Here is a 14741-nt window from a genome sequence, read left to right as displayed (position 1 = left end):
CCTCCATGGCTCCGCTGCTTCCCACTCTCCACGACCCTTCGCCGATCCGCCAGTACGACCGGGCCCAGCTCAAGCAGCTGTCCGACGAGGTGCGCGCCTGCGTGCTCGACAACGTCTCGCGCACCGGCGGTCACCTGAGTTCCAACCTCGGCACGGTCGAGCTGACGGTGGCGCTGCACCATGTGTTCAACACGCCGCACGACCGGCTGGTGTGGGACGTGGGTCACCAGACCTACCCGCACAAGATCCTCACGGGCCGGCGCGAGCGCATGCCCACGCTGCGCCAGCTGGGCGGCATCTCGGGCTTTCCGCAGCGCAGCGAGAGCGAGTACGACACCTTCGGCACCGCCCACTCGTCGACCAGCATCTCGGCCGCGCTCGGCATGGCCATGGCCGCCAAGCAGAAGGGCGAGAAGCGCCATGCCGTGGCCATCATCGGTGACGGCGCGCTCACGGCCGGCATGGCCTTCGAGGCGCTCAACAACGCGGGCGTGTGCGACTGCAAGCTGCTGGTCATCCTGAACGACAACGACATGTCGATCAGCCCGCCGGTGGGCGCGCTCAACCGCTACCTCGCGCAGCTCATGAGCGGCAATTTCTACGCCGCCGCCAAGAATGTCGGCAAGAGCATGTTGCGCAATGCGCCGCCGCTGTTCGAGCTGGCCAAGCGCCTGGAGCAGCATGCCAAGGGCATGGTCGTGCCGGCCACGCTGTTCGAGCAGTTCGGCTTCAACTACGTCGGCCCGATCGACGGCCACGACATCGACTCGCTGGTGCCCACGCTCGAGAACCTCAAGCACCTGGACGGCCCGCAGTTCCTGCACGTGGTCACGAAAAAAGGGCAAGGCTACAAGCTCGCCGAAGCCGACCCGGTGGCCTACCACGGCCCGGGCAAGTTCGATCCCCAGGTCGGGCTGGTCAAGTCGACCACGGCCGCCAAGCAGACCTTCACGCAGGTCTTCGGCCAGTGGCTGTGCGACACGGCCGCGCACGACGGCCGCCTCGTGGGCATCACGCCCGCGATGCGCGAAGGCTCGGGGCTCGTGGAGTTCGAAAAGCGCTTTCCTGATCGCTACTACGACGTCGGCATTGCCGAGCAGCACGCGGTCACGTTCGCGGCCGGCCTGGCCTGCGAGGGCCTCAAGCCCGTGGTGGCGATCTACTCGACCTTCCTGCAGCGCGCCTACGACCAGCTGATCCACGACGTGGCGATCCAGAACCTGCCGGTGGTGTTCGCGCTCGACCGCGCGGGCCTCGTGGGCGCCGACGGTGCAACGCACGCGGGCGCCTACGACATCCCGTTCCTGCGCTGCATTCCCAACATGAGCATCGCCTGCCCGGCCGACGAGCGCGAGTGCCGCCAGCTGCTGACGAGCGCCTATGAGCAGAGCCACCCGGTGGCCGTGCGCTACCCGCGCGGCGCGGGCGCCGGCACCACGCCGAACCTCACGCTCGATGCACTGCCCTTCGGCAAGGGCGAAGTTCGCCGTGAAGGCCAACGCATCGCCATCCTCGCGTTCGGCACGCTGCTGTACCCGGCGCTCACGGCGGCTGAGTCGCTCGATGCCACCGTGGTCAACATGCGCTGGGCCAAGCCGCTCGACGTCGAATTGCTGCTGCAGGTCGCGGGCACGCACGACGCGCTCGTCACGCTCGAAGAGGGCGCCATCATGGGCGGCGCGGGCAGTGCGGTGGTGGAGGCCCTGCAGGCCGCGGGCGTTCAGAAGCCGGTGCTGCAGCTGGGCCTGCCCGACCGTTTCATCGAGCACGGCGATCCGGCCAAGCTGCTGGCGTCGATCGGTCTCGATGCCGACGGCATTGCCGCTGCAATCAAGAAACGCTTCGTTTGACAAGAGGGCGCAGGGTAAACCCCCGCCAGTCACCTGTAAGCGCGTTTTTACAATCAAAAGGACTCACAAAAGTCCCTGACGCGGTCACAAGCCGCGTTTTGTTTTTTCCAAAGCACTCGGAGTGAATTCAATGGATCGTCGTTCCCTCATCAAAAACGCGGGCATCGCCGGCGTTTTGGCCGCTGGCATCGCCCCTGCCGTCCATGCGCAGGCCGCGGTTCGCTGGCGCCTGGCCTCGAGCTTCCCCCGCTCCCTGGACACCATCTTCGGTAGCGCTGAAACGCTCTCGAAGACGGTCAAGGCGCTGTCCGGCGGCAAGTTCGAAATCTCGGTCCACCCCGCCGGCGAGCTGATGCCCGCGTTCGGCGTGGTCGATGCCCTGCAGGCCGACACGCTCGAAATGGCGCAATCCGCCGCCTACTACTTCACCGGCAAGGACCCGATCTTCGCGTTCAGCTGCGCCGTTCCCTTCGGCCTCACGGCCCGCCAGAACGACTCGTGGAAAGAGTACGGCAACGGCCGCAAGCTGCTCGACGCGTTCTTCGCGCAGTACAACTTCCGCACCGCCAGCGCCGGCAACACCGGCACGCAGATGGGTGGCTGGTACCGCAAGGAAATCAAGACCGTCGAAGACCTCAAGGGCCTGAAGATGCGCATGGGCGGCGGTGTGTTCGGCGAGGCCATGGCCAAGCTGGGCGTGGTGTCGCAGAACATGCCTGCCGGCGACGTGTACCAGTCGCTCGAAAAGGGCACGCTGGACGCAGCCGAGTTCGTCGGCCCGCACGACGACGAAAAGCTGGGCTTCAACAAGGTCGCCCCGTTCTACTACTACCCCGGCTGGTGGGAAGGCGGCGCCGACCTCGAGTTCTTCATCAACAACAAGGCGTTTGCCAAGCTGTCGGACGAGAACAAGGCCATCCTCGACGCCGCGACCAAGGTTGCCGCACGCGACATGACCGCCAAGTACGACGCCTACAACCCCGTGGCGCTGAAGCGCCTCGTGGCTGCCAAGACGCAACTCAAGGCCTTCCCGAAGGCCGTGATGGACGCCGGCTTCAAGGCCTCGATGGAAGTGTTCGCGCTGCACGAAGGCAAGTCGCCCGAGTTCAAGAAGATCCACCAGGACATGCGTGCCTTCCAGCGCGACCAGATCCTGTGGAACCGCTTCTCGGAGTACCCGTTCAACCAGTACATGAACTCGGTCAAGATCTGACGGTCTGCTGAGGCTTCATCGAAAGGCCGGTCTGCGCAAGCAGGCCGGCCTTTTTCGTTGGTGCGCGCCGTCCACTGCTTTCGCGCGGGCATGAAAAAAGCCCCCGAGGTCGGGGGCTTTGGCTTGAGAAACGGAGGCCGCTCAGGGCTTCTGCGGCGGCGACTTCAATGCGTCCTGCATCGCCTTCATCGGATCGGTCTCGCCGGTCTCGGCCGCCGGCTCGGGCGTCGAAGACGGGACGGCTGCAGGTGCGGCAGGTGCCGTGCCTTCCGCGCCAGGCACTTCGACCTTCGGCTCGGATTCTTCGGCGCCGCCGTACGGGTCGGCTGCCGGTTGGCCTTCTTCGGGCTTCAGGCTGTCGCGCATCTGCGCACCGATGTCGTCGAGGTTGACCTTCACTTCCTTGTCGAGGCTGCCCGTCACGATCTGCGGGAACGCGATCAGCACGCCCACCATCGTCAGCTGGATCAGCACGAAGGGAATCGCGCCCTTGTAGATCTGCATCGTGGTCACGGGCTCCATGACCTTCTGCGTGACGCGGTCCACGTACTGCTTCTCGGGGGCGACCGAGCGCAGGAAGAACAGCGCGAAGCCGAAGGGCGGGTGCATGAACGAGGTTTGCATGTTCACCGCCAGCAGCACGCCGAACCAGATCAGGTCGATGCCCATCTTGTGCGCCACCGGGGCCAGCAGCGGCACCACGATGAACGACAGTTCGAAGTAATCGAGGAAGAACGCCAGGAAGAAGATCAGCACGTTCACCGCGATCAGGAAGCCCACCGGGCCGCCGGGCAGCGAGGTCAGCAGGTGCTCGACCCAGATCGGACCGTCGGCGGCCTGGAACACCAGGCTGAACACCGTCGCGCCGATCAGGATGAACATCACGAAGCTCGAGAGCCGCGTGGTCGAGCCCAGCGCCTGCTTGAGCAGCGAGAAGCTCATGCGACGGCGCACCCAGGCCATGATCAGCGCGCCCATGGCGCCCATCGCGCCGCCTTCGGTCGGCGTGGCCACGCCCAGGAAGATGGTGCCCAGCACCAGGAAGATCAGCAGCAGCGGCGGGATCAGCACGAAGGTGACCCGTTCGGCCAGGCGCGACAGCAGGTTGAGCTTGAGGCCCTTGTTGATCAGCGCAATGACCAGCGCCACGAACACGCCGCCGCACATGGCGACCACGACCTTCTCGTCGGTGGCCACGAAGGTCACGGGCTCGCCCTGGAACCAGGTGTGCACGGTCTCCATGTTGCGCGCCAGGAACACGGCCACGACGGCCGACAGCGCGGTGATGCCCACCAGCGAGGCGTAGCCGCCACCGCCGTTGGGTTCGCGGAAGGTGCGTGCCTCGGGCGGCAGCGCGGGCACCTGCGCGGGCTTGAAGATCGCCAGGAACACCACGTACAGCACGTACATGCCCATCAGCATGAAGCCGGGCAGGAACGCGCCCTTGTACATGTCGCCGACGCTCTTGCCGAGCTGGTCGGCCATGATGATCAGCACCAGCGAGGGCGGGATGATCTGCGCCAGCGTGCCCGAGGCGGCGATCACGCCGCTGGCCAGGCGCCGGTCGTAGCCGTAGCGCAGCATGATGGGCAGCGAGATCAGGCCCATCGAGATGACCGAAGCCGCCACCACGCCGGTGGTGGCCGCCAGCAGCGCGCCGACGAAGATCACCGCCAGGGCGAGACCGCCGCGCATCGGGCCGAAGACCTGGCCGACCGTGTCGAGCAGGTCTTCCGCCATGCCGCTGCGCTCCAATATGAGCCCCATCAGCGTGAAGAAGGGCACGGCGAGCAGCGTGTCGTTGGCCATGATGCCGATGAGCCGCTGCGGCAGCCAGGCCATGACGGAGGCCTGGAATACGCCCAGCTCGATGCCCACGAGTCCGAAGAACAAACCGCAGGCGCCGAGGCTGAACGCGACGGGAAAGCCCAATAGCAGGAAGCAGATCAGCCCCGCGAACATGATCGGGGCGAAGTTGGCAACAATGAATTCCATGGTGTCTTTTCTGCCTTGGCCGTTCAGTGCTGGGGCTTGGCCGCGGCGGCGTCCGCCTCGGCCTGGCGACGCAGCGCCTCGATGAGTTCGTCTTCGGCGGTCTTGTCGGTCAGGCGGCCCATCGGGTCAGGACCCTGGCCGCGCAGGAACGCGATGCGCTTGATGAGTTCCGACCAGCCCTGCAGCATCAGCAGCACGAAGCCCACCGGCAGTGCCACCCACACCGGCCAACGGATCAGGCCGCCCGAGTTGCCGGACATCTCGCCCGACTGGTACATCTGGATCACCACCGGCATCGACAGCCACAGCACTGTGATGCACAGCGGCGTGAGGAAGAGGGAGAAGCCGACGATGTCGATCCACACCTGCGTGCGCTTGGACAGGCGGCTGTTCAGCACGTCGATGCGCACGTGTTCCCGCTGCAGCAGCGTGAGGCCGGCGGCCACCAGGAACGACCAGGCAAAGAGGTACCACTGCACTTCGAGGAAGGCGTTGGAACTGGTGTTGAAGACCTTGCGGACGATCGCGTTGAGGGCGCTGATCACCGTGGCGGCCAGGATGAGCCAGATGGCGTATTTGCCGACCTGGGCATTGAGCCAGTCAATGGCCCGGGACAGCTTGAGCAAGCCTTGCATTACATCTCCATTTTTGTATTGGATGCCCCGATACGACGGCACCCGACGCACTGGCTTTGTGTGCCAACGGGTCGGGTGCAAGAGGCGGCTCGGATTCTATCGGTGTACGGGGAAAGTTCTTTTCGGGTCCTACCCAGGGCTGCCATGGTGGCCATAATGCGACATGGCCCAGACTCCGCGCCCCCCACCGGCCCCGGCGGCAGCGGGCCCGCTGTCGATCGACTCCCCCGACATGCGCCGCGCCGGCCGCGACCTGCTCTCGCTGGCCCTCATCGACGCCCGCAACCACACGCTGCACCTGCTGTCCCTGTTCGAAGAGGCGCTGGGCGAAAGCATGCGCGTGCCGCAGCAGCCGGGCGTGCTGCCGCCGGTCTGGCTGGCCGGCCACATCGGCTGGTTCGCCGAATGGTGGATCGGGCGCAACACGCAGCGCGCCTTCGGCATCGACTGCCCCGTGCGCCCCACGCGGTTGGCCGCCATCGACCCCGACGCCGACGACTGGTGGAACCCCGCCCAGGGCGCCGCCGAGCGCAGCGGGTCGCCCGACCTGCCGGGCCTGGGCCAGACCAAGGCCTACCTGCTCGAAACCCTCGAGAGCACGCTCGAACTGCTCGAGAACGCCGCCGAGACCGATGCCGGCCTGTACTTCTACCGGCTCGCGCTGTTCCATGAAGACCTGCGCGGCGAACAGCTCGTGGTGCTGGCGCAGACGCTGGGCCTGCCGCTGAACATCGAGCCGGCACCCATCGCCGTCACGCACGAGCCGCTGCTGCTGCCCGCCACGCGCTGGGAGCTCGGCCTGCCCGAGCACAGCGGCTTCATGTTCGCGCAGGAAGGCGCGGCGCACCGCGTCGACGTGCCCGAGTTCGAGATCGACGCCCAGCCCGTCACCTGGGACCAGTACATCCAGTTTGTCGACGACGGCGGCTACGACCGCGAGGAGCTGTGGCACAGCGACGGCTGGCGCTGGCTCGCCGCACAGACCGAAGGCCGGCGCGGCCCGCGCCATGTCGAGCAGATCGGCGTGGCGCGCAACGGCACGGGCGGTTCGGTGCTGCAGCAGCGCTTCGGCGTCACCGTGCGCGCGGCCGGGCACCACAGCGCCGTGCACCTGAGCTGGTGGGAGGCCGACGCCTGGGCGCGCTGGGCCGGCCGGCGCATCGCGACCGAGGTCGAATGGGAAATCGCGGCCCACACGGCCGCGCGGCGCGGCTTCCGCTGGGCCGACGTGCACGAGTGGACGGCAGGCACGCTGCAGCCCTGGCCGGGTTTCCGGGCCGATCCGTGGAGCGCGGGTGGCGAGTTCGATCCGGTGGCCGCCTTCGGCCGCGCGCGCGTGCTGCGCGGTGCCTCGTTCGCGACCCGTGCGCGGCTGCGCTCGCCGCGCCGCCGTGGCTTTGCGCTGCCCGATTCCGACGACGGCTTCTTCGGCTTTCGCACCTGCGCGCTGTAGCGCGCCCTCAGGGCCGTTCGCCGCCCGCTTCCGACGACAGCGGCGGCGCCACTTCCTCCAGCGGCTTGCGTTCCGCATCGGCCGCATAGCGCAGCGCCAGCAGCCCCGCGACGATGACCAGCACGGCGCCGATCAGGTAGCCCACCATCACCGCGCCGCGGCTGCCGGTCTCGATCAGCAAACCGAACAGCACCGGCGCCACGAAGCCGCCCGCGCCCATGCCGATGGCATAGAAGATCGCGATGGCCATGGCGCGCATCTCGAGCGGGAACACCTCGCTCACCGTCAGGTAGGCCGAGCTGGCCGCCGCCGACGCCAGGAAGAACACCGCCGACCAGCACAGCGCCTGGCTGCGCGCGTCGAGCCAGCCCTGCATGAAGGCCCAGCCCGTGAGCGCCAGGCCCACGCCGGCCAGCACATAGGTCAGCGCAATCATCTTGCGCCGGCCCACGCTGTCGAACAGCGGGCCCAGCAGCAGCGGTCCGAGCACGTTGCCCAGCGCAAACGGAAAGATGTACAGCGCCACGCGGCCTTCGGTCACGCCGTAGAAGCGCGTCAGCACCAGCGCGTAGGTGAAGAAGATCGCGTTGTAGAAAAAGGCCTGCGACACCATGAGCGCCACGGCCACCATGCTGCGCGCCGGGTAGCGCCGCAGCAGCACGCGCGCCACCTCGCGCATCGGCGGGCTGTTCTGGCGCGCGGCGGTGTACTTGACGTGGCCTTGGGCGGCGGGCAACGGACCGTGCTGCACTTCGACTTCGCGCTCGATGTCCGCGACGATGCGCTCGGCCTCCTCCGCGCGTCCGTGCGCGATGAGCCATCGCGGGCTCTCGGGCACATGACGCCGCACCAGCAGGATCGCCACCGCAAGCACCGCACCCAATGCAAAGCCGGCGCGCCAGCCCCACACCGGGCCGATCACGCGCGCGTCGAGCAGCACCAGGCTCAGCGCCGCGCCGAGTGCCGCACCGATCCAGAAGCTGCCGTTGATCGCGAGGTTCACACGCCCGCGCACGCGCGCCGGAATGAGTTCGTCGATGGCCGAGTTGATCGCTGCGTACTCGCCGCCGATGCCCAGTCCGGTGACGAAGCGGCACAGCGCAAAGAAGGCGAAGTTGGGCGAGAAGGCCGTGGCCAGCGTGCCGATCGTGTAGACCACGAGCGTGAGCAAGAACAGCTTCTTGCGCCCGAGCCGGTCGGTGAGCCGCCCGAACACCAGCGCGCCGATCACTGCGCCCGCGATGTAGATCGAGCCCGACCAGCCGATCTCTCCCGCCGTGAGCCCGAGCGTGTCGGGTCGCTCCAGCACCGCGCCGATGGAGCCCACCAGCGTGACCTCGAGGCCGTCGAGAATCCAGGCCACGCCCAGCGCGATCACCACGCGCCAATGCCAGCGCGACCACGGCAGGCGGTCCAGGCGGGCAGGGATGTCGCTGCGCAGAACCGTCATGCGGGGGATTATGCGAAGCGCATCACCCCCGCGTTGTAGGACCGGTGCTGCAATGCGCCGGTCTGTTCAGAGGTTCAGGCCGGCACGGCCGCCGTCACCTGCCGGATGCCCATGGCTTTCAGCGTGTCGGCAATGGCCGCCACCGCACCCGGAATGCCCGCGTCGCCGAAGTGCCCCATGCAGCCCACGCGGAAGGTCTCGACCTGCGTCAGCTTGCCGGGGTAGAGGATGTAGCCGCGCTTCTTCACCTCTTGATAGAAGGTCTTGAAGTCGTAGTTGGCGTCGTCGGGCGCGTGGAAGGTGACGATGATCGGCGCCTGGATCGCCGGGTCGAGGAAGCTGCGGAAGCCCAGCGTGGCCAACCCGTCGATGAGCGCCTTGCAGTTGCGCGCATAGCGTCCACCGCGCGCGGGCAGGCCGCCTTCCTCGATGTACTGCGCGATGGCGGTGTCGAGCGCGGCGACCACGTGCGTGGGCGGCGTGAAGCGCCACTGCGTGGTCTTCTCCATGTAGACCCACTGGTCGTACAGGTCCATGCTCAGCGAGTGGCAGTTGCCTTCGCATTTTTCGAGCGTGCTGCGCTTGACGATGACGAAGCCCATGCCCGGCACGCCTTCGAGGCACTTGCCCGAGGCGGCGACCACGGCGTCGAACGGCGTCTTGCGCGCGTCGATCTCCAGCGCGCCGAAGGAGCTCATGGCGTCGATGATCAGGCCGCGTCCGTGCTTGGCAACGACCAGCGCAATCTCGTGCAGCGGGTTGAGCACGCCGGCGCCGGTTTCGCAGTGCACCACGGCCACGTGGGTGATGCTGGGGTCGGCCGCGAGGGCGCGGTCGACGTCGGCGGGCAAGACCTGTTTTTCTTCGGTGTAGTCGATGGTCGTGAGCTTGCGGCCCAGCACCTTGCAGATTTTCGCGAGGCGCTGGCAGTAGGCGCCGTTGCTCGGCACCAGCACATGGCCGTTGCGCGGCACGATGGTGCCGATGGCCGCTTCGACCGAGAAGGTGCCGCTGCCTTGCAAGGGCACGCACTCATGCGTTCCCGTGCCGTGCACGATGTTCAGCACTTCCTTGCGGATGCGCGCCGTGATCTGGTTGAAGTCGGCGTCCCATGAACCCCAGTCGCGCAGCATCGCTTGGCGGGTGCGGTCCGAGGTGGTCAGGGGGCCGGGCGTGAGCAGGATGGGGTGGGCGGCTTGACTCATGATGTCTCCAGGCAGGGAAAGGGAATGAGGGGCGAGAGGTGAAAGGAATCGTTCAGCCGCGGCTGAGGTTGCGCCAGGCCTGCGTGCGTGCAAGCAGCACGCGCGTGAGCAGGGCGTAGGCGATGCACACCAGCGTCGAGGTGACGACGATCAGGCTGGCCAGCGCGGCGGCCGGGCCGATGTCGCCGGCGTCGTCCAGATGCATGATCGCAACCGACGCGAGGATGGTCTCCGGCGTGTACAGGAAGATTGCGCACGACAGGCTGGCCATCGACACCACGAAGAAGTAGCGCCCGATGTCGAGAATGGCCGGCAGGCACACCGGCACCGTCACGCGCAGGAAGGTCTTGAAGAACGGCACCTTGAGCGAGGCCGACACGGCCTCGAACTCGTTGTCGATCTGCTTGAGCGCCGTCACCGCCGTGAGGTGGCTCGAGGTGTAGTAGTGCACCACCATCGAGATGATCAGGATCGCCATCGTCTGATAGAGAAAGTTCAGCGGGTTGGACGGATGGTTGAAGAACATCACGTAGCCCAGGCCCAGCACCAGGCCCGGCACCGCCATCGACAGCACCGCCATCAGGTGCATGCCTTTGCGCATGAGGCCCAGGTTGCGCGTCTTCTCGATCAGGTAGGCGCCCACGAACACGATGAGCGAGCCGGCCACCGCCGTCACCATCGCCACCATCAGGCTGTTGCCGTAGGCGGCCGCCATGTCGCTCTCGACGAGCACGAAGTGGTAGTGCTTGAGCGTGAACGACAGGTCGTACGGCCACAGCGAGATCGCCGAGGTGTAGACCGCCATGCCGATGGTCGCCAGCAGCAGGCCGCAGACCACGGTGCAGAACAGCGTGAGCACGGCATCGGCCACCTTGCGCGGCTTGGGCGTGTAGGGCACCGAGCGCGCCGTGAGCTGCGCCTTCAGCTTGCGCCGCACCACGTAGTCGATCACGAACGAGATGATCGACGGCAGCAACAGCAGCATGCCGACCACCGCACCGATCGAGAAGTTGTGCTGCCCGACCACCTGCTTGAACACGTCGACCGACAGCACGTTGAAGTTGCCGCCGATGACCTTCGGCGCGCCGAAGTCGCTCACCACATAGGTGAAGACCACGGTGGCTGCGCTGATCAGGCCGTACTTGCACGAGGGCAGGGTGATCGTCATGAACTGACGGAACGGGCGCGTGCGCAGCGCGGTGGCCGCCTCGTACAGCCGGCCGTCGGCCAGCGACAGCGCGGTGACGAGGATCATCAGCGCGTGCGGAAAGGTGTTGTAGACCTCGGCCAGGATGATGCCGGGCGCACCGTAGATCGAGGCGCCGCCCAGCAGGAACTTGAGCGCGCCCTGGTTGCCGAACCACTGCACGAACGAAATGGCCGACAGCAGCGAGGGTGCGAGCAGCGGAATGAGCGCGATGAGGCGGAACACCGCTTTCAGCGGCGCCGGCATGCGGCTGCGCGTGAGCGCGTAGGCGAACACGAAGGCCGTGGGCACCGAGATCATCACCACCGCGGCCGACACCCAGATCGAGTTCCACGCCGCGCGCAGCAGGCTCGGTGTCTGGAAGTAGGTGATGAAGTGGGCCAGGCCGACGAAGTTGCCGTTCTTGTCCTGCACCGCGTGCGCCAGGATGGTCAGCAGCGGCGCGACGAGGAACACGAACAGCATCGCCATCACCACGAACAAGATGGCGCGCGCGATGGTCTCGTCGCGGCTCCAGCGCAGAGCCGGGCGTGCGGCCAACGCAGGGCGGGGATGTGCCAGCGTGTTCATTTGGCCTGTCGCGCGGCAAAGGCGCGGATGCGGTTGGCGCGCAGCGCGATGTCGATCGTGTTGCCTTCGCGGATGTCCAGGTCGTGCAGCTGGTTCAGCGAGAAGTGCAGGCCCAGCGTCTGGCCGTGCAGCGCGTCGGCGGTCACCTCGGCGATGCACAGGCCGCCGAGGAACTCGACCTTCGTGACCTTGGCCTGCAGGCGGTTGGGCGTGTCCTCGTGCAGGTGCTCGACCGCGCGGTCTTCGGGGCGCAGGTACAGGTTGACGTCGTCGCCGGGCTCGAAGGCGCCGTCGCAGGCGTCGCACTGCAGCTCCATGTCGCCGACCTGGAAGCGCTGGTTGCCCAGCGCCACCGCGCGCAGCACGTTGACCTTGCCCACGAAGTCGGCCACGAAGGGCGTGGCCGGCTGCTCGTAGATTTCCATCGGCGTGCCGACCTGCTCGATCACGCCGTGGTTCATCACCACGATGCGGTCGGCCATCGAGAGCGCTTCTTCCTGGTCGTGCGTGACCATGATGGTCGTGATGCCGACCTGCTTCTGCAGCCGGCGGATTTCGCCGCGCAGGCGGATGCGCTCCAGCGCGTCGAGCGCCGACAGCGGCTCGTCGAGCAGCAGCAGGCCAGGCCGCGTGGCCAGCGCGCGGGCCAGGGCCACGCGCTGTTGCTGGCCGCCCGAGAGCTGGCTCGGGTACTTGGCGCCCGAGGTGGGCAGGCCGACCAGCTTCAGCAGCTCGTCGACGCGCGCCTTGATCTCGCCCCGTTTCGCGCGGCTGTTGACGAGGCCGTAGCCCACGTTGTCCGCGATCGACAGGTTGGGAAAGAGCGCATACGACTGGAACACGATGCCGTAGTCGCGCTTGTCCGGCGAGAGCCACGAGACGTCCTTGCCGTTCTGCAGGATCTGCCCGGCGGTCTGTGTTTCGAGGCCCGCAATGATGCGCAGCAGCGTGGTCTTGCCGCAGCCCGAGGGGCCGAGAAAGCACAGCATCTCGCCCGGGTTCACGCGCAGGTGCACGTCGCGCAGCGCGCTGAAGGTCTCGAAGTCCTTGCGAACGCCGACGATTTCGAGGGCCGCGGGCGGGGCCGCGGTGGGGGTCAACTGGCTGGCAATGAAGCGGGTGTCGGTCATGTCCATTTTTCGCACTCGTCGTTGGAGGGCGTCACCAGTTGCGGCGGCACCCGTGAATTGAAAACCGGGGATGCCGTCGGGCTTACTTGGGTTCGGCCTTGCCTTCGTAGCGCTTGCTCCATTCCGCGAGGATGCGTTCGCGGTTTTTCGCAGCCCAGTTCAGGTCGTTCTTGGCCAGCAGCTTCTCGTAGTTCTCGGGAATGCCTTCGAGCTTGGAGACCACGCCCGGGTAGGCGACCACGGCCCACCAGCGTGCGCTGATCTGGTTGGCTTCCTTGCTCGCCATCCAGTCGGCAAAGCGCTTGCCTTGCGCCAGCTTCGTGCTGGTCTTCATGAGGCTGGTGGCCTCGATGTCCCAGCCCAGGCCTTCCTTGGGGAAGATCAGGTCGACCGGCGCGCCCGACTTCTTCACCTGGTGCGCACGGAACTCGAACGAGATGCCGATGGGGAACTCGCCCGCGCCCGCCTGCTTGCAGGGCTTGGAACCCGAGTGCACGTACTGCGCGATGTTCTGGTGCAGCGCGTCCATGTACTTCCAGCCTTCGGCGTCGCCCAGGTTCTGCAGCCAGTACGACACGTCGAGGTAGCCGGTGCCGCTGGAGGCCGGGTGCGGCATCGAGATCGTGCCCTTGTAGATGGGCTTGGTCAGGTCTTTCCAGCTTTCGGGCTTGGGCAGGCCGAGCTTCTTGGCCTCGACATGGTTGAAGCAGATGGTGGCGGCCCATACGTCCATGCCGACCCAGGCGGGCGGGCGGGCGGCGTCGGAGTACGCGGGGTTCAGTTCGTTGAAGCCCTTGGGCTCATAAGGAAGCAGCATGCCTTCCTGCTGCAGCAGCGCCAGGCTGCTGGCGGCCAGGCCGGCCACCACGTCGGCCTGCGGGTTGGCTTTTTCGGCCAGCAGCTTGGCGGTGACGATGCCGGTGGAGTCGCGCACCCACTTCACTTCGATGTCGGGGTTGGCCTTTTCGAAGGCGTCCTTGTAGAGCTTCATGGCGTCGGTCTCGAGCGCCGTGTAGACCAGGAGGGGCGTCTTTTGCGCCCACGCACTGCCGGACATGAGGCCGAGGGCTGCAACACACAGGGCGGCCGTGAGACGGCGCGTGCTTTGTTTCATCGTCATCTGTTTTCTCCTGAAAGGCTGGCTGTCACTGAAGAGGGTGAGTGAGGGGCTGGCGCCGGCGCGAAGGTGTCCAACGCCGTCCGGTGTTTGCAATGTAGGTTGCTGATTGCCGACTGTCAATAAAAAATTGTTGACAGTTGACGATCCTTCGGGAAAATACGCCCCATGGTCACCAGCAATCACTCCGCCGCCCTCGCGTTCCTCCAGTCCAGCTCGCTGCCGATGCTGATGCAGGAAGAAATCGAGCGTTTGATCATGACGGGCGAGCTTCCCGTGGGCAGCCGCATCAACGAGAGCGAGCTCTCGCTGCGCTTCAACACCAGCCGCGGCCCGATCCGCGAGGCGCTGCGTGCCCTGGAAGAGGCCGGCCTGGTGCGCAACGAGAAGAACCGCGGCGTCTTCGTGCGCGAGATCGCGTTCGAGGAAGCCGACGAGATCTACGAACTGCGCGAAGCACTCGAAGAAATCATCGGCCGGCGCGTGGCACTGGCCATCCAGCCCGACGCGGTCGAGCGCCTGCGCGCCATGGTCGACGCCATGCGCTCGGCGGCCCAGGCGCAGGACGTGGAGCAGTACGCGCAGCTCAACCTGCAGTTCCACGAGATCCTGCTCGACACGGCCGGCAGCAAGAAGCTCACCGAAACCTACAAGCGGCTCGTCAAGGAGCTGCACCTTTTCAGAATGCGCGCGCTCGACAGCGGCGGCGGCCTGCGGGTCTCGGCCGACGAGCACAGCCACATCGTCGACGCCATTGCCAGCGGCAACGCCGACACGGCAGGCCGCGCGCTGCGCACGCACGTCGCCGACAGCCGCGCGCGCATGCACAAGGCCTTCGGTCGCATCGACGGCGATGCGGCTGCCATCAGCAACACCCCTGTTACCCCGAACCACCCACCCCAAAAGGAAGTCTGAA

11 protein-coding genes are annotated in these 14741 nt (G+C 66.7%); 4 read left to right on the top strand and 7 right to left on the bottom strand.

Annotated elements, in window-relative coordinates; translation table 11 throughout:
• Positions 1–5 precede the first annotated feature (5 nt).
• Together dxs and CY658_RS23855 are read left to right on the top strand one after the other, a co-directional pair.
• On the top strand, positions 6–1850 hold the full coding sequence (gene dxs / locus CY658_RS23860) for a 1-deoxy-D-xylulose-5-phosphate synthase (protein WP_101492549.1): 1845 nt from the start codon (positions 6–8) through the stop codon (positions 1848–1850).
• A gap of 130 nt (positions 1851–1980) precedes the next feature.
• Positions 1981–3063 carry a TRAP transporter substrate-binding protein gene (locus CY658_RS23855; protein WP_101492548.1) on the top strand — a complete coding sequence of 361 codons (1083 nt, stop codon included), beginning with the start codon at positions 1981–1983 and terminating at the stop codon, positions 3061–3063.
• A 141-nt stretch (positions 3064–3204) separates the two neighbouring features.
• Here the strand turns inward: CY658_RS23855 and CY658_RS23850 are convergent, their stop codons facing one another.
• Both CY658_RS23850 and CY658_RS23845 read right to left on the bottom strand, forming a co-directional pair.
• Positions 3205–5058, bottom strand: coding sequence for a TRAP transporter large permease (locus CY658_RS23850; RefSeq protein ID WP_101492547.1), 1854 nt, complete (start codon positions 5056–5058; stop codon positions 3205–3207).
• A gap of 23 nt (positions 5059–5081) precedes the next feature.
• Positions 5082–5693, bottom strand: coding sequence for a TRAP transporter small permease subunit (locus tag CY658_RS23845; RefSeq protein ID WP_101492546.1), 612 nt, complete (start codon positions 5691–5693; stop codon positions 5082–5084).
• A gap of 163 nt (positions 5694–5856) precedes the next feature.
• On the opposite strand from CY658_RS23845, the gene CY658_RS23840 reads away from it, so the two are divergent.
• On the top strand, positions 5857–7146 hold the full coding sequence (locus CY658_RS23840) for an SUMF1/EgtB/PvdO family nonheme iron enzyme (protein ID WP_101492545.1): 1290 nt from the start codon (positions 5857–5859) through the stop codon (positions 7144–7146).
• Positions 7147–7153: 7 nt separating this feature from the next.
• Here CY658_RS23840 and CY658_RS23835 read toward each other — a convergent pair whose 3' ends face one another.
• The 5 genes from CY658_RS23835 to CY658_RS23815 all read right to left on the bottom strand — a co-directional run bounded on the left by CY658_RS23835 (position 7154) and on the right by CY658_RS23815 (position 13828).
• Positions 7154–8596 carry an MFS transporter gene (locus CY658_RS23835; RefSeq protein WP_101492544.1) on the bottom strand — a complete coding sequence of 481 codons (1443 nt, stop codon included), beginning with the start codon at positions 8594–8596 and terminating at the stop codon, positions 7154–7156.
• A gap of 74 nt (positions 8597–8670) precedes the next feature.
• On the bottom strand, positions 8671–9801 hold the full coding sequence (locus tag CY658_RS23830; RefSeq protein ID WP_101492543.1) for a 2-aminoethylphosphonate--pyruvate transaminase: 1131 nt from the start codon (positions 9799–9801) through the stop codon (positions 8671–8673).
• A 52-nt stretch (positions 9802–9853) separates the two neighbouring features.
• Positions 9854–11578, bottom strand: a complete 1725-nt coding sequence (locus CY658_RS23825; RefSeq protein WP_101492542.1) for a putative 2-aminoethylphosphonate ABC transporter permease subunit — start codon at positions 11576–11578, stop codon at positions 9854–9856.
• A complete protein-coding gene (locus CY658_RS23820; RefSeq protein WP_101492541.1) occupies positions 11575–12714 on the bottom strand; it encodes a putative 2-aminoethylphosphonate ABC transporter ATP-binding protein in 1140 nt (379 codons plus the stop codon). Before CY658_RS23820 ends, CY658_RS23825 begins: the two co-directional genes overlap by 4 nt.
• A gap of 76 nt (positions 12715–12790) precedes the next feature.
• The gene (locus CY658_RS23815) at positions 12791–13828 is read right to left on the bottom strand and encodes a putative 2-aminoethylphosphonate ABC transporter substrate-binding protein (protein WP_101492540.1); all 1038 of its coding nucleotides are present in this window, start codon (positions 13826–13828) and stop codon (positions 12791–12793) included.
• 165 nt (positions 13829–13993) lie between these two features.
• Here CY658_RS23815 and CY658_RS23810 point away from each other — a divergent pair, with 165 nt between their 5' ends.
• Complete coding sequence (locus CY658_RS23810; RefSeq protein ID WP_101492539.1) at positions 13994–14740, top strand: phosphonate utilization associated transcriptional regulator; 747 nt, start codon at positions 13994–13996, stop codon at positions 14738–14740.
• Position 14741: the final 1 nt, after the last annotated feature.

Source organism: Variovorax sp. RO1 (genome assembly GCF_002849325.1).
GTDB lineage: Bacteria > Pseudomonadota > Gammaproteobacteria > Burkholderiales > Burkholderiaceae_C > Variovorax.
The sequence above is the reverse complement of the archived record's forward strand: the minus strand, read 5'-3'. Positions and strand labels throughout refer to the sequence as shown.